This is a genomic window from Marinobacter iranensis (assembly GCF_029207565.1).
Lineage (GTDB): Bacteria > Pseudomonadota > Gammaproteobacteria > Pseudomonadales > Oleiphilaceae > Marinobacter > Marinobacter iranensis.
The window spans coordinates 144,189-164,679 of the sequence record NZ_JANCMW010000010.1 but is presented as its reverse complement, the minus strand read 5'-3'; the positions used below and the strand labels follow the sequence as shown (position 1 = coordinate 164,679).

Sequence of the window (20,491 nt, the reverse complement as noted above, 5' to 3'; positions counted from 1 at the left end):
TTTTCCCAGAAGAAAAGGCACCCCACCCCCTGACCAGCCACCCAAAGCCAGCAGGCTAACCTTCAAAGATCCCCAAACTTACGCCCCTCACTGACCAGTTCCTGCAACAGCCCCGCCGGCTTCCACTGCTCGCCCCCAAGGTCATCGTAGAACTGCTCAACAGTGCCAAGAATAATGTCCAGGCCAATCTGATCCGCCCAGAACATCGGCCCACCCCGATAGGCCGGGAAGCCATAGCCGTAGATCCAGGTAATGTCGATATCAAGGGAGCGGTCGGCAATGCCCTCTTCCAGGATCTTCGCGCCCTCATTGATCATCACGTACATGCACCGCTCCAGAATCTCCTGGTCAGTGATGTCACGAGGCGTAATGCCCTGCTCCTTACGGAACTCGGCGATAACCCGGTCCACCTCCGGATCAGGGATCGGCTTGCGGTTACCCTCTTCGTATTTGTACACACCCGCCTGGGTCTTCTGCCCGAGGCGACCCTGCTCCGCCAGCTTGTCCATCCAGCTTGCCGGCACATCCTCACCGGCCTTGCGGCGCTCCTGACGAATACTGTAGCCAATATCGATACCCGCCAGATCCGACATGGCAAACTGCCCCATGGGAAAGCCCAGGTCGGTCAGCACCTTGTCCACCTGCTGCGGGCTCGCACCCTCATTGACCAGCGCCATGGCCTCGGCGCCGCGCTTGTGCAACATGCGATTACCCACGAAGCCATAGCAGTTGCCCACCATGACCCCCACCTTGCGGATCTGCTTCGCCAGCGCCATGGCAGTGGCCTTAACCTCGTCGGAGGTCTTCTCGCCGCGCACAATTTCCAGCAGCTTCATCACATTGGCAGGGCTGAAGAAATGCAGGCCAATAACGTCCTGCGGACGTTTGGTGGCGGCCGCAATGTCATCGATGCTCAGAGTAGAGGTGTTGGACGCCAGAATCGCACCCGGCTTACAGGCTTCGTCCAGCTGACCGAAGATTTTCTTCTTCAGGTCCATGCTTTCGAAAACCGCCTCGATAACCAGATCCACATCGCTGAAATCATCATAGGTCAGGGTGCCGCTGATCAGGCTCATGCGTTCTTCAACCTGAGACTGGGTGATGCGGCCTTTCTTCGCGGTGTTCTCGTAGTTTCTGCGAATCACCGCCAGGCCCTTGTCCAACGCCTCCTGTTTTACCTCGGCAATTGTCACCGGAATGCCGGCGTTGGCAAAGTTCATGGCAATGCCGCCGCCCATGGTGCCAGCGCCGATGACACCCACTTTACGGATGTCACGAACCGGCGTGTCCTTGGGCAGGCCTTTCACTTTGGACACTTCCCGCTCCGCAAAGAAGGCATGAACCAGCCCGGCGCGCTGCGGGGATTCCATGCACTCCATAAACAGTTCACGCTCACGCTTCACGCCTTCCTCAAACGGCAGGTTGAAGGCCGCTTCCACTGCATCCACGCACTTGAATGGCGAGAACAGGCCACGAGCTTTCTTCTGCAACCCGGCGCGGAACTGTTCGAATACGTCACTGCCCTTGTCAGCTTCGATCTTGTCGGTCAGGTCGCGAACACGACGGGTCGGTTTGCCTTCGTCGGCAATTTTCCGGGCGTACGCCAGGCCAACGGCTTTGATATCACTACCGTCTTCAACCGCATCAACAATACCCAGTTCAAGCGCGTCTTTGGCGCCAACAAACTCGCCGGAGGTGATCATTTCCAGCGCCTTTTGAGCACCGGCCAAGCGCGGCAGGCGCTGTGTGCCACCGGCACCAGGCAACAGGCCAAGCTTCACTTCCGGCAGGCCAACCTTGGCACTGCTCAGCGCGACGCGGTAATGACAACCAAGAGCGGTTTCGAGTCCACCACCGAGGGCAGTGCCGTGAATGGCGGCCACAATCGGTTTGTCACTGTTTTCATACTGACCTACGACGGAAGGCAGCCCCGGTTCCTGCATGGGCTTGCCGAATTCGCGGATATCGGCGCCGGCAATAAAGGTGCGGCCTTCGCACACCAGCAACAGTACCTTGGCGTCAGCGTCTTTCCGGCCCTGTTCCAGCGCGGCCACCAGGCCGGAACGAACCCCGTGGCTGAGGGCGTTCACCGGTGGGTAGTTCACGGTGATCACGCCGATGGAGCCTTCCCGGTTGTAAGTTACGACCTCAGACATAATCTCTCCTTGCCTTATATGGAATGTAGTTTTAACAAGCGAAACATAGGAACGATTTAATACAAATTCTCGGTAAGTTTCAACCATGAATCAAAATGCAGCCATAAAAAAACCCCAGAACGAATTCTGGGGTTTTTACTCTAGGGCCGGGGGAGCCGGCGGGGAGGGCGTTCCGAAACCGTGCGGAGCCATGGATGGCGGAGCCGAGCGTACAGGGACGTATTTACAGCGTGTTTCGGAACGCCCTCCCCGCCGGCTCCTTCACCAGTGTCGGATCAAACACCGAGCGATTCAATATCACTGGCCAGCATTGCCAACTGGTGAGCGATGGACTCACGCAGCTTTTCGCCGGAAATCAAATAGGAAGGTGCCGCAGACGTCAGCACCATAATCGTGCCATCCTGTAGATGGATGGGCACACCGGCAGAGTTTATGTTGCGGTCCCATTCGCCCAGGGACAGACAGAAGCCATGCTTCTTGAAGTCCTCCATCGCGCGATCGAGCCCTTCTTTTTTCTCCGGCCAGACTTCAGGGCCGTATTTTGCCTCCATGGCATCGTCAATCAGCTTGCGGCCCTTGTCGCTGATGGCGCAGTAGTAGGCGCGCCCCGCGGAGGTCGTGGACATCGGCAGCTTCAGGCCAATGTCCATGCGCAGGAGAGAGGCTTCCGGCGGCAGGCGGTTCTCCACATAGATCATGTGCAGGCGGTCACGGCAGGTCAAACCCACGGACATGTTGGTCTGGCGGGCAAACTCGTCCATGTAGGGCTTGGCCAGCTGGCGCACCTTGAGATTGGATACGTAGGCATAACCCAGAGCCAGAACACCGGAGCTGAGCTGGTACTTTTCCAACTGGGCGTTGTAGCTGAGGTAGCCCAGTTTGGTCAGGGTGTAGGTCATGCGGGACACCGTCGGCTTTGGCAAGCCGGTCAGCCGGGATATATCCTGGTTACCCAGGATGACCGAGCCCTGGCTGAACGCCCGGAGAACATCCAGGCCACGGGAGAGCGCCTCTACGAACTTGCGATCCTTTTCCGGCTTCACCGGTTCACCATCTCCGGAAGCGACCATCAGCTCCGGTTTAGTGGTTTCTGCTTTTGTCATAAACTGGCGTCCTCCAACAGCTGCGCCTGATCGGGTGTGCCGGGGATATCCGGATAGTAGTCAGATAGAAGAAAAGTTGAGGTATTTTAATCGCTGCAGATAGCAAGTACCAGAAACCATTATCAAAAGTCGTGCCAAATATGAAACACTCTTCCTTTATGTTTCAGTTTTCTTCCACCAGTAAGCCACGGCACCCGGGGTTTACGGATATTTTTCGGTATATTATTCTGCAAAGCGAAACATAGTAAAGAAATTCAATGCACCTTACGAATCCCCGGAGAGCACATGAAGGTTCTATTTGTAGCAGGAGATCCCAAGCCAGAACGCTGGACCGTCCCCATAAAGGAACTGCTTCCAGAAGCCGAGGTTTACGTATGGGACGCTAACGGCCCGGCTGTGGATGCCGACTACGCCATTGTCTGGCAACCACCGGTGGAGCTGTTTGAACGCGAGAAGAAGCTGAAGGCGGTATTCAATCTGGGCGCAGGCATTGATGGGTTGCTGGCCGTTCCCAACCTGCCGCCCCAATTGCCCATCGTGCGCCTGGAAGATGCCGGGATGTCCGCTCAGATGGCGGAATATGTTCTGCACCAGCTAGTGGAAGCCAGTCGGGGTATGGAAACCTACCGGGAACAGCAACGCGAAGGTACCTGGAAAATTCATCGTCCGATCAAGCGCAGTGAGTGGCCGGTCGGGGTCATGGGCCTTGGCCATATTGGCAAGCGGGTGGCACGTACCCTCGCCGGTCTGGATTACCGGGTTAATGGCTGGGCCCGCAGCGAACACGACCTGGAGGGAATCACGACCTTTGCCGGGGCCGATAACCTGCCCGGATTCCTGCAGGCGACCCGGATTCTGGTGAACACCCTGCCACTGACCGAGGAAACCCGGGATATCCTTGACCATCAGCGTCTCAGCCAACTGATCCCCGGTGCCGTGGTGATTAACGTTGGCCGGGGGGAACACCTGGTGGAGGACGACCTGCTAAAAGCGATCGACGATGGCCATGTGGCCCGAGCCTCCCTGGATGTTTTCCGCCAGGAGCCACTGCCCTCCGATCACCCCTTCTGGCAGCGCCCGGAGATCACCATCACGCCACACATTTCGGCGCGCACCCTGCGGGATGCCACGCTGGAGCAGATCACCGGCAAGATGCGCGCGCACCACAATGGCCAGCCGATTACCGGCCTTGTGGACACCACTCGGGGCTACTGACGCACAAGGATAACGCGCCGGTCACCCCGCTACCGTGGCCGGTGCCACCACGAACACTCCCCACAGCATCAGCAGCAACAACGGAATCGAGAACAATACAAACACTCCATTCCAGCCAAACGCCACCACCCAGCGCGACACCTGGCCAAACCGTGACAGCAACATCACTGCCGGGCCGAACGGGGACAGCATCATAGCCAGGGAGAAGCCGATCACCAGGGCTACCGCAATCGGTAACGGATCAACGCCTTCCGCTACCAACTGGGGCATTAATCCCGCCTGCACACTCAGCACGGTAATGGGAATAACCCCCACCGCCGATAACATTGGCATCATCAGTAATCCACAAACCGCCAGCAGAAACACGCCCAGTTCACCGGACGCCATGCCTGCCAGGGCGTCCGCAGGAATTACGGTTACCAGTGCCACGCCCAGCCCGGCCGAACCGGCAAAGATGGACATCTCGTTGCTCATGCCCAGCATGTTGTCGGCGGCCTCCCGCGCCACTGCGACCGGCGAGCGTTCGTTCCAGAACATATAAAGGAAGGTCACCACCGGCACTGTCAGCATGGCCGCCACCGATACCTTCAACTCTGTAAACTGCACCAGCAAACCCATGGACGTGAAGATGATCAACACCAGCAGCAATAACTGCCCACTTCCGGCGGGCCAGCTTTCCAGCGGCTCCCGCTCACTGCTGACCAGGCGGAAACGCTTGTGCTCCAGCATCCACCCCACCAGCACCAGCAGCGCCGCGCTGCCTATGCCGTAGGGCAGCAGACCGGACCAGCTCAGGGTGGGCACTTCCCGGGCAATAATGGCCACAGCAACACTGGTGGGCGCCACCAACGGCACCAGCGCAAAGCCCCGCAATGTACTGATCAGCACGCTACGCAACCAGCGCACGCGCGAGTCACCGGTAATGCCTCTTTGCCGGAGGGTATCCGCCAGGGTACCGCAGAGCAGGTTCATCATCCCGAAGCTCAGCACCGAGGCAATGCCACAGCTCACCACGGCGTATTTCGGGTACAGCAACGCCGGGCGGCCGCCCAGCAACACATCATGTATGCGCTGTAGCACCTCGAGCCGGCGAACCAGGCACTGCATCATCCCCAGGCTTCCCAGGAACGCCGCGTAGAACGCAGCATTGGAAGCGGCCCGTATGAGGTCTTCGGTGCCCAACTGGCCGACGAAACCCAGATAGCCAATCACCAGCAATGAAATCAGAAACAGAGAACGTGAATAGGGCTGCAGACGCCCCAGCGACCGTACGAAATAAAGTACAAACAACACCCCGGCGAGTGCACTGAGGTGTGGGCTGGAGAGGCAAAGCGCCACAAGTTCCAGTAACACTGCGACAGGAACCAGAAAACGGCTCATAACAGATTCGTGCCCTTCGATGACGGTATCAGTTGCATTTCACAAAGGCCCGGATTAGTCTTTATCAATCAATATACAAAACTTAATTCCGCTATACGAAACTATATCAACATTAATTACATGACAAGCCCCGCCTCTTTTTTCCTTGTCCGTGGAGGACCACAATAGGGAGCTTGTCATCCGATTGATTGAGCAACTGACTAATTTTCTGAGGAGATAACACATGGCTTCCGCACCCTGGGATGACCTGCTGCACTTCGACAAGCAACTGGATGAAACCGAGCGCCAGGTTCGGGACAGTATCCGCTCCTTCTGCGACCAGCGCCTGATGCCAGGCATTATCGAAGCGAACCGTCATGAAAAATTCGACCGTTCCATATTCACTGATATGGGCGAACTGGGCATGCTCGGCGCCACCCTGCCGGAAGAATATGGCGGTCCCGGCCTGAACCATGTTTGCTACGGCCTGATCGCCCGTGAAGTCGAACGGGTGGACTCCGCCTACCGCTCCGCCCTGAGTGTGCAGTCGTCACTGGTCATGTACCCCATCTTCAGCTACGGCCAGGAAGCACTGAAGAAGCGCATCCTGCCGAAACTGGCCTCCGGCGAATACGTTGGCTGCTTTGGCCTGACCGAGCCCAACCATGGCTCTGATCCGGGCGGCATGGAAACCCGCGCCAAGAAAGTCGACGGCGGCTACTTGCTGAGTGGCTCCAAGATGTGGATCACCAACTCACCGATTGCCGACGTGTGCGTGGTCTGGGGCAAGCTAGACGGCAAGGTCACCGGGTTTGTGATCGAGCGGGGCGCCAAGGGCCTGGAGACACCAAAGATCGAGGGCAAGTTCTCACTGCGCGCCTCCGAGACCGGCTCCATCTTTATGGACGAGGTGTTTGTACCGGACGAGAACAAGCTGGACGTGGAAGGCCTGAAAGGCCCGCTGAGCTGCCTGACCAAGGCCCGCTACGGCATCAGTTGGGGTTCCCTGGGTGCCGCCGAGTTCTGCTGGCACGCAGCCCGCAACTACACCCTGGAGCGCAAACAGTTTGGCAAGCCCCTGGCTGCCAACCAACTGATCCAGAAGAAGCTGGTGGACATGCAGACTGAAATCACCATCGGCCTGCAGGCGGTACTCCAGCTTGGCCGCATGATGGACGCTGGCGTTGCCACCCCGGATTCCGTGTCCCTTCTCAAGCGCAATAACTGCGGCAAAGCCCTGGACATCGCCCGGGTTGCCCGTGACATGCATGGTGGCAATGGTATCTCCGACGAATACCATGTGATTCGCCACGTGATGAACCTGGAAGCAGTGAATACCTACGAAGGTACCCATGATGTCCACGCCCTGATCCTCGGCCGTGGCCAGACCGGCATCCAGGCCTTCAGCTGATTCCGCTGTACTCCCATCAAAAGCAGAGCTCAGGCTCTGCTTTTTTCATGCCCGAAAAAAGCCCCGGAGCGGGGGAGCACTCCGGGGCAAGGATGCATGAAAGCACCTGAGAATCGCGTTATTCCAACAGCGTGCCGATCAGAAGCTCAGCTTCGCGGAGGCCATAACCTGCTCGTACTGTTCGCTGCTGCCAGAGGCAATCTCTCCGAAATCCCAATAGACGTACTCCAGCCCCAGCGTCAGGTTCCTGTGAGCGGACCACAGAATATTGGCGTGAACCGACGTTGAAGAGTCGAAATAACTCAGCGTGCCTGAAGGCGAGGCTGCAAGGTCATCGACGATTTCGGTATGGGAGACTGTCAGGGTGCTGCGCCATGCGGGCGACCAGAAGTGACGATACGCCGCCGTGGCACCATAGGTTTTGAGTGGCTCCACATCACCCATGGCCAGCGCCCCCAGGTCCACATCCGGGTAAGTCAAAAGCCCCATGTACCGGCCGAGCGCGCCATAACTGTATTGCAGGCGCAGGTCGTCACGGCCAATGGTCGGAATACGGGCACTCAGGGACACCGCTCCATCGGTCCTGGTTTCGTCCGCTGCGTTGTCTTCAAAGTTCCGCAACAGGCCGGCAATGGAATAGAACCCATAATTGCCACGAATCTGATACCGCATCGCAAGGTCCGGGTAGGACTGGTCATCATAGGAGTTACCGTAGTAACCGTCCTCGGGGTTCTCCAGGGAAACCATCAGCTTCCCACCCGGCGCCGCCATGTTGTAGCGAATCATCGGCTGGGTTGCGTAAATGAAGGCGGCCTGCTTGCCCTGATCGAGAATCTCCGGCATGGCGGCCAGGTCGGTAAACGTGGTGTAGGTTTGACCGAAGTCCCAGCCGTTCCAGGAACCGTAGGCCTGGCGTAACCGCGGAGAGTAACTGTTGGAGACGATTTCGTTCCCGGTTTCACTCAGGCCGTCATTAAGGTCCTGGTTAAAGTCCATCTCCAGGTAGGTGGTCAGCGTATGACCGACGACATCCTCGGTTTTGGTGCCAATACTGATGCGTGATTCCCGCGCTGAGAAACCGGTCTTCCAGTCACTCTCATCCGATGCCGCCGCGCTCGCAAACGTCCTTGGCAAACCAACACTGTAACTGTTCAGGCTGCCGTTACCGTGGGAGCCGAAAATCGCATCAGCCTTGATGAAACCACCGAATGAAATCGTGGTGCTCCCGATCTTGATCCCGTCGCCGTCGCGCAGCAGATAAGGGTTGTCTTCTTCCAGTTCCGGCGCGGTAGACACAGCGCCTTCCAGTTTGCTTTCCAGCAGTTGTACGCGCTCACGCAACTCATCCAGTTCGGAGCTCTGCGCTAGGGCAGATCCGGACCCGAGAGCGATCATTGGCAGGCTGACAAGGGCAGCGGCCCGTGCAAGTGGGTGTACTTGGAAACGTCTTGTTATTGTCATCTCAAACCTCTTAACGGAGTTGATTGTTTGTCTTTGTTATTGAAATTCCGGTGCCGGCACTGGCTCACACCAAATCAATCACGCTGTTTCACTGTGCGGTATTTAATTGATTTATGATTTCGCATAGCAGTACCAGCTGCCGTGTTTTTGAATATAGACGATGAATTTGTGATCACAAGTGTTTAAAACCACATTTTAATGAAAGTCGTGATTACTCTGTGTTTTCTTGTTTCATTACCGTTGACAGGTAAGCAACCTATGAATGATCATTGAGTAATTCTGCTATGCGGTATATATTTTCGCTGTAATGCATTAACGAGGTTTATTCGATGAACATGAACTACACGGCCGAGGAGCTTGCTTTCCGTGACGAGGTGAGGGCGTTCCTGGACGAGAAACTGCCGGCGGATATCGCCGCCAAAGTGAAAGGGTTCCGCCGCCTGTCCAAAGAGGACCATCAGCGCTGGCAGAAAATCCTCAGCACGCAGGGCTGGTACGCCACCCACTGGCCTGAAGAATATGGCGGCGTGAAATGGACGCCGGTGCAGAAGCACATCTGGGACGAAGAATCCTGCCGTTACGGTGTTCCCCGCTCCATCCCGTTCGGGGTGAACATGGTGGCGCCGGTGATCATCAAATTCGGTAACGAAGAACAGAAACAGACCTACCTGCCACGCATCCTCAGCGGCGAGGACTGGTGGTGCCAGGGTTATTCCGAGCCCGGCGCCGGCTCCGACCTTGCATCGCTGAAGACCCGCGCGGTGCGCGATGGCGATCACTACATCGTCAACGGCCAGAAAACGTGGACCACCCTGGGCCAGTACGCCAACATGATCTTCTGCCTGGTGCGTACCAACACTGAGGTCAAGAACCAGGAAGGTATCTCGTTCCTGCTGATCGATATGAACACACCGGGTATTACCGTGCGCCCCATTATCACCCTTGATGGCGAGCACGAAGTTAACGAAGTGTTCTTTGAAGACGTAAAGGTGCCGGTTGAAAACCTTGTCGGGGAAGAGGACAAGGGCTGGACCTACGCCAAGTATCTGCTGACTTATGAGCGCACTGGCCTGGCCGGCATTGGCATTTCCAAGGCCGCCCTTTCGCACCTGAAGGAACTGGCCTCTCGCCGCCTGAAGAACGGTCGCCCACTGATCGAGGACCCGTCATTCAGCCAGCGCATCGCCAAAGTGGAAATCGACCTCACGGCAGCGGCCATCAGCAACCTGCGCATCATTGCCTCTGTTGAAGGCGGTGGCGTGCCGGGCGCGGAAAGTTCCATGCTGAAAGTGAAAGGCACCGAAATCCGCCAGGCCATCAATGACCTGGCCCGCCGCGCAATCGGCCCCTATGCCCTGCCATTCCTGGAAGAGGAGATGGATATGGATTACGAGGGCGAGTTCCTGTCGGACAAAGACGCCGCGCCACTGTCGGCCCAGTATTTCAACAACCGCAAGCTGTCGATTTTCGGCGGATCCAACGAGATCCAGAAGAACATCGTGTCGAAAATGATTCTCGGGCTTTAAGGAGGCGACCATGGATTTCCGACTCAACGAAGAGCAGCAGATGCTGCAGGACACCGTGGCCCGCCTGGTGCGCGGTGAATACAGTTTTGAAAAGCGCCTGGCATTCAGCGAGACTGAACTGGGCTTCAGTGCCGATTTCTGGAAGCAGCTCAGCGAGCTGGGCCTGACCGCGGTGCCCTTCTCTGAAGAACTTGGTGGTTTCGGCGGTGGCGGTGTGGAACTTCAATCCGTCATGACGGAGCTCGGCCGCGGCCTGTGCCTTGAACCCTACCTACAATCTATCATCCTGGGGGGCGGCCTGATTGGCCAGGCGGGCAACGACAGCCAGAAGGACGTCTGGCTGAGCGGCATCGCCAGTGGCGAGCTGAAAGCTGCGGTAGGCCTGCAGGAGCCTCAAAGCTTCTATGACCTGAATAATGTGGAGACCCGTGCCGAGAAGAGCGGTGAGGGCTTTGTGCTGAACGGCCGCAAGGCGGTGGTGATCGGCGGCCACTGTGCCGATCTGATCGTGGTGTCCGCGCGCACGTCTGGCGACACCCACGATGCGGATGGCATCAGCCTGTTTGCCCTGAGCCCGGACACTGCGGGTGTTGAACGCCGCACCTACCCCACTATTGATGGTGCCAAGGGCTGTGACATCACACTGAATAACGTCCAGGTAGGCGCAGATGCTCTGCTGGGAGAGCAAGGCAAGGCCGCTGATGTCATCGACTATCAGGCTGGCCGCGCCATCGCTGCCCTTTGCGCCGAAGCGGTGGGTGTTATGGAGATGGCCAACGAGCTGACTCTGGACTATCTCAAGCAGCGCAAGCAGTTTGGCGTACCCATCGGCAGGTTCCAGGTACTGCAGCACCGTATGGTGGACATGATGTCTGAACTGGAGCAGGCTCGTTCCATGGCGATTCTGTCTGCCAGTGTTGCCGACAGCGAACAAAGCGATGAGCGTAGGCGCGTGCTGGCTGCCGCCAAGAATGTGATTGGTCGTGCCGGCCAGTTTATTTCTGAGGCCGGCATCCAGTCCCACGGCGGCATTGGCATGACCTGGGAGTACAATTTTGCCCATTACGCCAAGCGGCTGATCGCCATCAATCATCAGTTGGGCGATGACGATTTCCACCTGGAACGTTACGCTGCCCTGCTGAAGGCAAGCTAACAGGCTGTGGACATCACCATGACAACAAGCGATCAGTCAACACAACAGGATCTGAAGAAAGCCGAATGGAAGGTTCGCACCGAGCTGGCCGCCGCCTATCGACTGGTGGCACTGTTTGGCTGGGACGATCTGGTATTCACCCACCTGTCCGCGCGGGTGCCGGGTCCGGATCATCATTTCCTGATCAATCCCTATGGGCTTCTGTTCCATGAAATCACCGCGTCGTCGCTGGTGAAGGTGGATAAGGATGGCCAGGTAGTGGAGTCTGGCGGTGTCAGCCGCGTGAATCCGGCCGGCTTTACCATTCACAGTGCAGTGCACATGGGCCGGGAGGATGCTGGTTCGGTAATGCACCTGCACGCGCCCGATGGTGTAGCAGTGTCCGCTCACCGGGATGGTCTATTGCCTCTGAGCCAGACCGCGATGCTGTGCCTGAATCACCTGAGCTATCACGATTATGAGGGCGTGGCCCTGAATCTGGATGAACGGGAGCGGCTGATCAGGGATCTGGGTGACAAGTCGATGATGCTGCTACGCAATCATGGGGTGCTGACGGCGGGCAAGGATGTGCCGGAGACCTTTACCTATCTGTATTTTCTGATGAAGGCCTGTGAGATCCAGGTCAAGGCCCAGAGTTGTGGGCCGACTTATATGCCTTCGGAGCAGGCGATTCAGACGACGGCGGACCAGTCTCAGGCGCTGGGTGGGGCGGCGGCTTTGACCTGGCCGGCTTTGGTTCGGCTTTTGGACAGTAAGAACCCTGGGTACGCTGTCTGATCTGATGCCTGGTGCGCCATGGAAGGAGGAAGGGTCTACTGAGACACGCTGTGAATACGTCCCTGTACGCTCGACCAAAACATCCATGTTTTGGACGGTCCCAGTAGACCCTTCCTCCTCCCATGGCTTCTGCTTCAACTTCATACCAACCATCAACTAATGGGAGCAGACATGCTTTCCGTTGAATTAAACGATCTCGACAAGCTTTGTGGCACCACCATTGGCCATAGCCCCTGGAAAACCATTACCCAGGAGATGATTCAGGCCTTTGCGGACGCTACGGGTGATCACCAGTGGATTCATGTAGACGTGGAACGGGCAAAGCGGGAAACGCCCTGGAAAAGCCCGGTAGCTCACGGCTTCCTCATGGTGTCGCTGATTCCGTTGCTGAATCAGGAGGTGATTGATGTGCAGGGTGCTACCGCCCGCATCAATTACGGCATAAACAAGCTGCGCTTCCCCGCTGCCGTGAAATCGGAGTCGGACATTCGTACCAAAGTGGAATTACTGGAGGTGTCACAGCTGGATGAGCAGCGCACGCTGGCCAGCTATCGAACCACGGTGGAGATTCAGGGCGAGGACAAGCCGGCCTGTGTGGCGGAGAACCTGGCAATGTATGTGGCTTGAGTGATAAATGCCATGTCGTGAAAAAGGGGCCAAGGCCCCTTTTTTGTGAGACGGCGGTTGAGAACTCACTCAGTCGATCTCTACCTGAACAATTTCACCATCCTTCACCACCGCCAGGGTGGTCTCGGTCACGAAGCCGCCGTTTTCGGTCACTTCGGTGACTTCGTAAGGGTTCTTGCTGTCATCCATGTTTTTCAGGGCATCGCCAATGGCGGCGCGGATGGTTTTCGGGTCTGTGGACTCGGTTGCGTCCATGGCTTCCACCAGGGCATGTAGCGCCAGGTAGTTGTAGGCCGCTTCTGAGCCGGGCATTTTGTCGTACTCGGCCTGGTAGCGCTTGATGAAGTCCTGGGCCGCCGGGGTCTCGTATACGCTTAGCGGAACCACACCGATGGCGCCTTCCACCATGTCCAGACCACCAGCTACCTGGGCCACTTCATCAATCTTGGCCTGGTCCATCACAATGAAACCGCCCTGGAACCCCATCTGGCGTGCCTGTTGTACCACCAGGCCAGTCGGTTCGGAGGCACCACCCACAAACATCACATCCGGGTTTTCGGCAATAATGCGGCTGACGCCGGTGAAGAAATCTGCCGACTTATTGTAGTCCATGGGGGTGTCGGCCACTACTTCACCCCCTTTGGATTCCCACTCTTTCTTGACCATGGAACTCCAGATTTTGGCGTACTCGTGGGTGGCGCCGCCCATGCCCAGTTTATTGCCCTGATGCTCCAACGCATAGTCGGTAAAGGCTTTCACATAGCCATCAAAGGTGGGGGGAATGCGCACAGTCAGGCTGTTTCCCTTTTCGGTAATGCTGGGCACACTGGAATAGGCCATCACCAGGAAGTTGTCCTTTTCATTGAAATCCTGGAGAGCAAAAATGCCACCGGAGTGGGGCACGAATACCGCCGAAACGTTGGACTCCTGCTTCAGTCGCTTGGCGTTGGTGGCGGCCTGGGCGGGCGAGTAGCGATCATCCAGGGGGATCAGGTTGATGGTGGTCTTCTCGCCGTTCAGGTCAAAACCGCCCGCAGCGTTGATTTCCGCCACAGCCATCCGCAGTCCGGACAGGGTGTTTTCGCCATACAGGGCGGCACCGCCGCTTAGCGGCCCGGTGAAACCAATACTGACTTCCCCCGCCATTGCTCCGACAGACAGACTCATACCAAGGGTTGCCGCTGCGACAGCCCGACCCAGTTTCTTGGCTATTTTCATTGTTATCTCCTGGTTGTGTTGTGCGTGTCACTCTGATTTTTATTTGTGTTGGGAGCCATCAGGCCCCGATGTACGCCTTGCGGACCTGCTCATTACCCAGCATGGCTTCGCGGTCGCCCTCCATCACCAGGTGACCGTTTTCCATGACGTAGGCGCGATGGGCAATCTTCAGGGCCGCAAAGGCATTCTGCTCAGCCAGCAGCACGGTTGTCCCCATGCTGTTGATCTGCTTTATGGTTTCGAACACCTGCCTGACCACCAATGGGGCCAGCCCCAGGGATGGTTCATCCAGCATCAGTAATCGCGGACGGCTCATCATGGCGCGGCCGATGGCCACCATCTGTTGCTGACCACCGGACAGCGAGCCGGCTGTTTCATCGGCCTTGTCTTCGAGGATTGGAAACAACTCCAACACTTCGTTCAGGCGTTTCCTGTTGCCCTGACGATCACGGCGGTGCACATAGGCGCCCATCATCAGGTTCTGCAGCACGGTCATCTGCGGGAACAGCTTGCGCCCTTCGGCGCACTGCACCACGCCGCTGCCGACAATAGCGCTGGCTTTCATGCCGTTGAGTTGCTTGTCCTCGAACCGGATATCCCCGGCAGCCGGTTTCACCAGGCCACTGATGGCGTTGAACAGACTGGTCTTACCGGCGCCATTGGCCCCCAGCAGCACCACCAGTTCCCCGGTGTCCACCGTCATGGATATATCGGTCAGGGCCTTGAAGCTGCCGTAACAGACATCCACATGGTTAAGCTGCAGCATCTTCGTCACCTCCCAGATAGGCCTCGATCACCACCGGATTGTTACGCACCTCTTCGGGCGTGCCCTCGGCGATTTTCTCGCCGTGGTCCAGCACCATGATCTTGTCCGCCAGGCTCATGATCATGTCCATCTTGTGCTCGATCAGGCACACGGTCAGGCCTTTTTCATCCACCATCTTGCGCATCAACGCGGCAAAACCGACGGTCTCTTCCGGATTGATCCCGGCCGCCGGTTCGTCCAGCAACACGATCTTGGGGTCGGTTGCCAGTGCCAGGGCAAAGGCCACCCGCTTGCGTTCCTCCTGGGTGATATCAGCGATGAACTGGCCGGCCACATGGCTGAGGCCGACAAACTCGAGGGCTTCCATGGCCTTATCCCGTGCGGCCTTTTCCTCCCGCTGCAGGCGCTTGCTGTTGATCAGCACGTCCCACAGGCCGGATCGGGTGCGCAGGCGATGCCCCACGATCAGGTTGTCCAGCACCGTGGCCTGCTCAAACAGGTTGGTGGTCTGGAAAGTACGGCCCACGCCCAACCGTGCCACCCGGTCGCTGGGCAGGGTGGTCACGTCCGCGCCGTCCAGCAGGATTCGGCCGGAGGTAGGCTGGTGCAGGCCCGAGATCAGGTTAAAGAAGGTGCTCTTGCCGGCACCGTTGGGGCCGATAATGGCGTTGATCTTGCCGGTTTCGAATTCCACCGACACATCGTTCACCGCCGCAAGGCCGCCAAACATTTTGGTCAGATGTTCTACCTTAAGCATTGCTCTCAGCCTCCCGGTTCTGTGCGGTGTCTACCTTGCGTTCCTGTCGCTTCTTCGCAGGCGCCAGTGCCTGGGATTTGCGGTGCATCCAGGTCAGGAATGAACCGGTAATACCCCGGGGGAAGAAGATCACCAGCAACACCAGCAGCGGGCCGAAGATGATCATCCGGTACTCTTCCAGGAACTGCAGGGACTGGGTGATCCACACAATACCCACGGTGCCCAGCAGCGGCCCCATGATGGTGCCGATACCGCCCACCAGCAGGTAGGTGATCATGTCGAACGTATGTTGGATATTGGCCGCGTCCGGGCCGATGAAACGGACCATGCCGGCATACAGGGCACCCGCCAGGCCGGCGTAGGTGGTGGACAGGACAAACGCCAGGACCTTGTTGCGCATCAGGTTGATGCCCAGGGACTGGGCCAGTTCGTCACCGTTGCGGATAGCAATAAAGGTGCGGCCCAGCAGGGACTTCGACAGACGCCCCATGAACCAGATCGCGAACACCAGGAAAGCCAGCACCAGATAGTAGAAGGGTGTCGTCTCGGTGAAATCCACCAGACCAAAACCGTAGGGGGCGTCGATGTCACGGACACCAATGGCACCATGGGTCAGCTCTTCCCACTTGTCGATCAACAGGTAGATGATGAAGCCCACACACAGGGTGAAAATAGCGAAGTAATGCTCTTTCAGGCGTAGCGAGACAATACCCACCAGGAACCCCAGTACCGCCGTCATTACCAACGCGCCCACGAAGGCTGGCCAGAAGCTCCAGCCATAGTCGGCGGTCAGCAGGCCCAGTGTGTAGGCACCGATGGCGAAGAAGCCACCGTGGGCCAGGTTCAACTGGCCACAAAAGCCGGTAATGATGTTCAGGCCGTAGACTGCTATCGCCCAGACAAAGGCGGTGGCCATCACATACACCTGGTATTCGTTTGCTGCAACCAGCGGGAACAGCACGGCAAAGGCCAGCATCAGATACTTGGCGGCTGGCGTCATCAGCAGGGAGGCGAATTTGAACATGATCAGTGCGCCCCCTTCGCGAACAGGCCCTGTGGGCGGACAGACAGGATCAGCACCAGCAGGCCGAAGGCAATGATGTCCTTGTAGGACGTGGAGATGTAGAAGCCTCCCAGCGCCTCGGCGAAGCCGATGATCATGCCGCCGACGATGGCACCGGGAACGCTGCCCATGCCGCCAAGGATGATGATCACGAAGGCCTTCATAATGACCAGGTGCCCCATAGCCGGGTAAACCAGGTTGATGGGCGCATAGAGAGTGGCGGCAAACGCAGCCAGCATGCCAGAGATGGCAAAGGTCATCATCGCCACACGGTTGGCATCGATCCCCACCAGGAAGGCACCGTCACGGTTCTGGGCCATGGCGATGATGGTGGCGCCTGTCATGGTCTTGCGCAGGAACAGTTGCAGGGCCACCACCAGCACGAACGCACCGGCGATGATCAGCAGCCGCTGTTCGGGAATGATCAGCCCGTCGAAATTGAGGATGCCGGTAAACGGCGAGGACATGCGGCGGAAATCCGAACCCCAGAACATCTGCACCACCGCTTCCAGGAACAGCAGGATGCCGATGGCGGCGATCTTGTCGTGGATGGGTGGCGAGTGCCTCAGGGGGTGGAACACCAGGCGTTCACACAGTATCGCCAGGACGGCGACCACGGCGGCCGAACCGGCCATGGCAATCCAGTAGTGCGCGCCCAGGTCCACCATGAAGAAGTACGACATGAAGGCCCCGACCATGTACAGGGCACCGTGGGCAAAGTTGGGGATATGAAGTATCCCGTAGACCAGGGTCAGGCCCAGGGCTACAAGACCGTAGATACTCCCCAGGGTTAACCCGTTGATGATTTGTTGCAAAAAAAGGCTCAAGTGTGCTCCTCCGCTGTATTGTTGTTGTAGCGAGTTATGCGGTTTCGGGCAGAACCTTGCGGCCCTGCATCAGCATGATGAAACAATTACACCGAACGTCTCGTATGTCAATATTTAGAACAATATTCCGCTATGCGAAATTAAATGATGAAAATTCCCTTAGGACTTGGCCTTCCACTCCTCTTCCTGCAGCGCCCGCCACATCAGTTTGCCCGTGGGTGATTTGGGCAGTTCATCCACAAACTCGATGATCTCAGGCACTTTGTAGGCAGCCATCTGCTCTTTGCACCAGTTGACAATGTCCGCTTCGGTGGTATTGGCCTCCCCATCCGGTGTCAACACAATGCAGGCTTTCACGGTCTCCCCGCGTTTGGGGTGCGGCGATGAAATGACGCATACCTCGTGGATTGCCGGGTGTCGGTACATCAGTCCTTCCACCTCCGAGGGCCAGACCTTGAAACCGGATGCATTGATCATCCGTTTGACCCGATCCACCATGAAGAAATAGCCGTCTTCGTCGTAATAAGCGAGGTCGCCAGTGCGAAAGAAGCGTTTACCGTCGATTTCCACGAACGCCGCCTCGGTTTCAGCCGGGCGGTTCCAGTATCCAAGCGTCACTTGTGGCCCGTTGGAAACAATTTCCCCCACCTCGCCCGGGCCTTTCTCTTCCAGCGTTTCCACGTCGATAATGCGGCTATCGACATCAAACACCGGAATGCCCAGGCACTGGGCCTTGGGGTGGTCCGAGGGATTGATGTGGGTGGCAGCCATGGTTTCCGACAGGCCATAACCCTCGATGTAGTCCAGCCCGGTCATGGCCTTGAGCTTGGCAGCAACCGCTTCCGGCATTGCCGCACCGCCACCGCCAATGGTGTTCAGGCTGCTCAGGTCGTACTTGCCAATGTCCGGGTTCGACAGGAAATCCACCGCCATGGTGACAATGTTGGTCCAGCCGGTGACCTGGTAGCGCTCAATCAGCCGGGCAGCGGTAGTGCGGTCCCAGCGGGTCATGATCACCGTGGTGGAACTGCTGTAGATGGGGCTGTTCATGGAGCCAGTCATGCCGGTGACGTGGAAGAACGGCAGTGTTGCCAACTGAACCGTATTGGCCGTGCTCAGGTTCCAGAACGCCCGATGGACTGCGGTTGCCATCACGCTGCGATGGGTATGCATGCAGCCCTTGGGCGCGCCGGTGGTCCCGGAACTGTAGGGAATCACCGCCAGGTCTTCCGGGCCGGCGGTATGCGCCGCTGGCTTATGGTTCGCCGCCAGCGCCTGTTCCCAGGTCACAACGCCCGGAACGTCTTTTGACCAGGCTGGCGCAGCCACTTCCGCCGGCAGGTCCAGGTCGGTGTCCTTACTGATGTAGGTGTTGTAGGACGCCACCACAACCTGGCCCAGATCGGTGGTTTCCAGCAACGGCGCAATAAAACCGGCCAGTTCCTGGCCAGCCAGGCACAGGCTCGCGCCGGTATCGGCAATGTAGTGTTCCAGTTCAGCTGCCCGGTTCATCGGGTTCACCGGAATCACCACCGCGTCAGCACGGAGTATGGCGTAGTAGGCAACCACATACTGGGGCGAGTTCTGCATGTAGAGCAGCACACGGTCGCCCTTGCTGATCCCCTGGGCCTGAAGATAGCCGGCCATGGATTCCACTTCGGCCAGCAACTGGCTGTAGGTGATGAGCGCGTCGTAAAAAATGATGGCGGTGTGGTCCGGATACCGCAGCGCGGAAATTTCCAGGTTGGTGAACACGCTGGTGTCTGGCAGCGTCATCTGCTTGGGCAATTCCTTTGGCCAGACTTTGTGATGGCGAGTAAATGTCATTGTTATAATCCCCTCATGCAGTTCAGTGGGTCGCAACAGCGACCAGATCAGATCCCCCGGTTTCCCTCGCTGGCTATCTTCCAGCCCAAGTCCGCCAGCAGGCTCGCACGCTTACCCACTTGCAGGGCATCGGCATTGGCGGCATTGCCCTGCAACGCACGGGCATACACCCCCTGAAGAATGGCCGCGAGGCGGAACAGTGAAAACGCCAGGAACACGTGCCAATCCGCGATACCGTTACGGCCGGTCTGTTGGCAGTAACGAGCAATGGTTTCCTGCTCATCCGGAATACCCAGGGCTTCCAGATCCTCACCCAGCAAACCGCGGGAACCTTCCATGTCCGAGGGCAAGTAGTAGGGCAGACAGTAATAGGCCAGGTCCGCCAGCGGATGTCCCAGGGTGGACAGTTCCCAGTCCAGAATGGCAATCACTTCGGGTTTGTCCGGAGCCAGCATCAGATTGCCGAAGCGGTAATCTCCGTGGGCGATGGAGCATTCATCGGTAGAAGGCAGGTTCTCGGGTAGCCACTCCATGAGCTTGTCCATGGCGGGCATATCGTCGGTCTTGGATGCCAGGTACTGCTTACTCCAGCGCGCGACCTGACGAGCGACATAACCTTCGGGGCGACCGAAATCAGACAGCCCGACCGCGTCTACATCCACCGAGTGCAGCGCCGCCAGGGTGTCGATGGCAGACAGATGCGCCGGCATCCGCTCATGACGATCCAGCGCCCGCAACGCCGGGTGACTAACAATCCTGCCTTCCAGGAAGTCCATAATGTAGAACGGCGTGCCAATAATGCTGCTGTCTTCACACACGGCACGGGTGGTGGGTACGGGAATGCTTGTGTGTTCAGACAGAGCGCGCATTACCTTGTATTCACGCTCGACCATATGAGCCGAAGGCAGGGTTATCCCTGGCGGCTTTTTTCGCATTACAAATTGGCCGCAGTCAGTATCCAGCAGAAACGTAGGATTGGACTGTCCGCCCTGGAACTGCCTGACCTCCATACGGCTACCAAAGTCCGTCAGCTCTTCCTGAAGCCAAGCCAATAGCTTGGGCTCGTCGAACTTATGGGCTGGCAAAACATCTACCAATTCCGGAGTCATATTCATTGTTCGTTTCAACCTTCGTTATCTTTATGCGTTGCGGCCTGCAATCAGTTCAGCGGACGGTGGGTGGGGTGCCTTTCTTCCGGGAAAAAGGTGTCTGAGCGCAGCGAGTTCTTTTTCCCGGAAGAAAGGC

General features: G+C 57.7%; 17 protein-coding genes. 6 read left to right on the top strand and 11 right to left on the bottom strand.

Features of this window, described 5'->3' with window-relative positions; translation table 11 throughout:
* Positions 1–62 precede the first annotated feature (62 nt).
* Both NLU14_RS15625 and NLU14_RS15620 read right to left on the bottom strand, forming a co-directional pair.
* Positions 63–2,156, bottom strand: a complete 2,094-nt coding sequence (locus tag NLU14_RS15625; RefSeq protein WP_275708169.1) for a 3-hydroxyacyl-CoA dehydrogenase NAD-binding domain-containing protein — start codon at positions 2,154–2,156, stop codon at positions 63–65.
* 275 nt (positions 2,157–2,431) lie between these two features.
* The gene (locus NLU14_RS15620) at positions 2,432–3,259 is read right to left on the bottom strand and encodes an IclR family transcriptional regulator (RefSeq protein WP_420845069.1); all 828 of its coding nucleotides are present in this window, start codon (positions 3,257–3,259) and stop codon (positions 2,432–2,434) included.
* A gap of 285 nt (positions 3,260–3,544) precedes the next feature.
* Between NLU14_RS15620 and NLU14_RS15615 the strand changes: the two genes are divergently transcribed.
* Positions 3,545–4,474, top strand: a complete 930-nt coding sequence (locus NLU14_RS15615) for a 2-hydroxyacid dehydrogenase (protein ID WP_275708167.1) — start codon at positions 3,545–3,547, stop codon at positions 4,472–4,474.
* Positions 4,475–4,495: 21 nt separating this feature from the next.
* Here NLU14_RS15615 and NLU14_RS15610 read toward each other — a convergent pair whose 3' ends face one another.
* The gene (locus NLU14_RS15610; protein WP_275708165.1) at positions 4,496–5,854 is read right to left on the bottom strand and encodes a hypothetical protein; all 1,359 of its coding nucleotides are present in this window, start codon (positions 5,852–5,854) and stop codon (positions 4,496–4,498) included.
* 223 nt (positions 5,855–6,077) lie between these two features.
* On the opposite strand from NLU14_RS15610, the gene NLU14_RS15605 reads away from it, so the two are divergent.
* Positions 6,078–7,244: an acyl-CoA dehydrogenase gene (locus NLU14_RS15605; protein WP_275708163.1), complete on the top strand. Its 1,167-nt coding sequence runs from the start codon at positions 6,078–6,080 to the stop codon at positions 7,242–7,244.
* Positions 7,245–7,382: 138 nt separating this feature from the next.
* Here the strand turns inward: NLU14_RS15605 and NLU14_RS15600 are convergent, their stop codons facing one another.
* Complete coding sequence (locus tag NLU14_RS15600; protein ID WP_275708160.1) at positions 7,383–8,705, bottom strand: porin; 1,323 nt, start codon at positions 8,703–8,705, stop codon at positions 7,383–7,385.
* A gap of 329 nt (positions 8,706–9,034) precedes the next feature.
* On the opposite strand from NLU14_RS15600, the gene NLU14_RS15595 reads away from it, so the two are divergent.
* From NLU14_RS15595 to NLU14_RS15580, 4 genes are all read left to right on the top strand, one after another.
* Complete coding sequence (locus tag NLU14_RS15595) at positions 9,035–10,231, top strand: acyl-CoA dehydrogenase family protein (protein WP_275708157.1); 1,197 nt, start codon at positions 9,035–9,037, stop codon at positions 10,229–10,231.
* Between the two features lie 10 nt (positions 10,232–10,241).
* Positions 10,242–11,384: an acyl-CoA dehydrogenase family protein gene (locus tag NLU14_RS15590; RefSeq protein WP_275708155.1), complete on the top strand. Its 1,143-nt coding sequence runs from the start codon at positions 10,242–10,244 to the stop codon at positions 11,382–11,384.
* Between the two features lie 18 nt (positions 11,385–11,402).
* Positions 11,403–12,161, top strand: a complete 759-nt coding sequence (locus tag NLU14_RS15585; protein WP_275708153.1) for a class II aldolase/adducin family protein — start codon at positions 11,403–11,405, stop codon at positions 12,159–12,161.
* A gap of 171 nt (positions 12,162–12,332) precedes the next feature.
* Positions 12,333–12,788, top strand: a complete 456-nt coding sequence (locus NLU14_RS15580; protein ID WP_275708152.1) for a MaoC family dehydratase — start codon at positions 12,333–12,335, stop codon at positions 12,786–12,788.
* A gap of 69 nt (positions 12,789–12,857) precedes the next feature.
* Here NLU14_RS15580 and NLU14_RS15575 read toward each other — a convergent pair whose 3' ends face one another.
* The 7 genes from NLU14_RS15575 to NLU14_RS15545 form a co-directional block, all read right to left on the bottom strand.
* Complete coding sequence (locus NLU14_RS15575) at positions 12,858–14,006, bottom strand: ABC transporter substrate-binding protein (RefSeq protein WP_275708150.1); 1,149 nt, start codon at positions 14,004–14,006, stop codon at positions 12,858–12,860.
* Between the two features lie 58 nt (positions 14,007–14,064).
* Complete coding sequence (locus NLU14_RS15570) at positions 14,065–14,772, bottom strand: ABC transporter ATP-binding protein (protein WP_275708148.1); 708 nt, start codon at positions 14,770–14,772, stop codon at positions 14,065–14,067.
* Complete coding sequence (locus tag NLU14_RS15565; RefSeq protein WP_275708147.1) at positions 14,759–15,529, bottom strand: ABC transporter ATP-binding protein; 771 nt, start codon at positions 15,527–15,529, stop codon at positions 14,759–14,761. Before NLU14_RS15565 ends, NLU14_RS15570 begins: the two co-directional genes overlap by 14 nt.
* Positions 15,522–16,553, bottom strand: coding sequence for a branched-chain amino acid ABC transporter permease (locus NLU14_RS15560; RefSeq protein WP_275708145.1), 1,032 nt, complete (start codon positions 16,551–16,553; stop codon positions 15,522–15,524). Before NLU14_RS15560 ends, NLU14_RS15565 begins: the two co-directional genes overlap by 8 nt.
* A gap of 2 nt (positions 16,554–16,555) precedes the next feature.
* Complete coding sequence (locus NLU14_RS15555; RefSeq protein WP_275708143.1) at positions 16,556–17,419, bottom strand: branched-chain amino acid ABC transporter permease; 864 nt, start codon at positions 17,417–17,419, stop codon at positions 16,556–16,558.
* Between the two features lie 159 nt (positions 17,420–17,578).
* On the bottom strand, positions 17,579–19,246 hold the full coding sequence (locus NLU14_RS15550; RefSeq protein ID WP_275708141.1) for a long-chain fatty acid--CoA ligase: 1,668 nt from the start codon (positions 19,244–19,246) through the stop codon (positions 17,579–17,581).
* A 47-nt stretch (positions 19,247–19,293) separates the two neighbouring features.
* A complete protein-coding gene (locus tag NLU14_RS15545) occupies positions 19,294–20,361 on the bottom strand; it encodes a phosphotransferase (RefSeq protein WP_275708138.1) in 1,068 nt (355 codons plus the stop codon).
* Positions 20,362–20,491: the final 130 nt, after the last annotated feature.

Coding starts and splice junctions, on each gene's coding strand:
- NLU14_RS15625 (WP_275708169.1), bottom strand. CDS start 2,156: ATGTCTGAGGTCGTAACTTACAACCGGGAAGGCTCCATCGGCGTGATC.
- NLU14_RS15620 (WP_420845069.1), bottom strand. CDS start 3,259: ATGACAAAAGCAGAAACCACTAAACCGGAGCTGATGGTCGCTTCCGGA.
- NLU14_RS15615 (WP_275708167.1), top strand. CDS start 3,545: ATGAAGGTTCTATTTGTAGCAGGAGATCCCAAGCCAGAACGCTGGACC.
- NLU14_RS15610 (WP_275708165.1), bottom strand. CDS start 5,854: ATGAGCCGTTTTCTGGTTCCTGTCGCAGTGTTACTGGAACTTGTGGCG.
- NLU14_RS15605 (WP_275708163.1), top strand. CDS start 6,078: ATGGCTTCCGCACCCTGGGATGACCTGCTGCACTTCGACAAGCAACTG.
- NLU14_RS15600 (WP_275708160.1), bottom strand. CDS start 8,705: ATGACAATAACAAGACGTTTCCAAGTACACCCACTTGCACGGGCCGCT.
- NLU14_RS15595 (WP_275708157.1), top strand. CDS start 9,035: ATGAACATGAACTACACGGCCGAGGAGCTTGCTTTCCGTGACGAGGTG.
- NLU14_RS15590 (WP_275708155.1), top strand. CDS start 10,242: ATGGATTTCCGACTCAACGAAGAGCAGCAGATGCTGCAGGACACCGTG.
- NLU14_RS15585 (WP_275708153.1), top strand. CDS start 11,403: ATGACAACAAGCGATCAGTCAACACAACAGGATCTGAAGAAAGCCGAA.
- NLU14_RS15580 (WP_275708152.1), top strand. CDS start 12,333: ATGCTTTCCGTTGAATTAAACGATCTCGACAAGCTTTGTGGCACCACC.
- NLU14_RS15575 (WP_275708150.1), bottom strand. CDS start 14,006: ATGAAAATAGCCAAGAAACTGGGTCGGGCTGTCGCAGCGGCAACCCTT.
- NLU14_RS15570 (WP_275708148.1), bottom strand. CDS start 14,772: ATGCTGCAGCTTAACCATGTGGATGTCTGTTACGGCAGCTTCAAGGCC.
- NLU14_RS15565 (WP_275708147.1), bottom strand. CDS start 15,529: ATGCTTAAGGTAGAACATCTGACCAAAATGTTTGGCGGCCTTGCGGCG.
- NLU14_RS15560 (WP_275708145.1), bottom strand. CDS start 16,553: ATGTTCAAATTCGCCTCCCTGCTGATGACGCCAGCCGCCAAGTATCTG.
- NLU14_RS15550 (WP_275708141.1), bottom strand. CDS start 19,246: ATGACATTTACTCGCCATCACAAAGTCTGGCCAAAGGAATTGCCCAAG.
- NLU14_RS15545 (WP_275708138.1), bottom strand. CDS start 20,361: ATGAATATGACTCCGGAATTGGTAGATGTTTTGCCAGCCCATAAGTTC.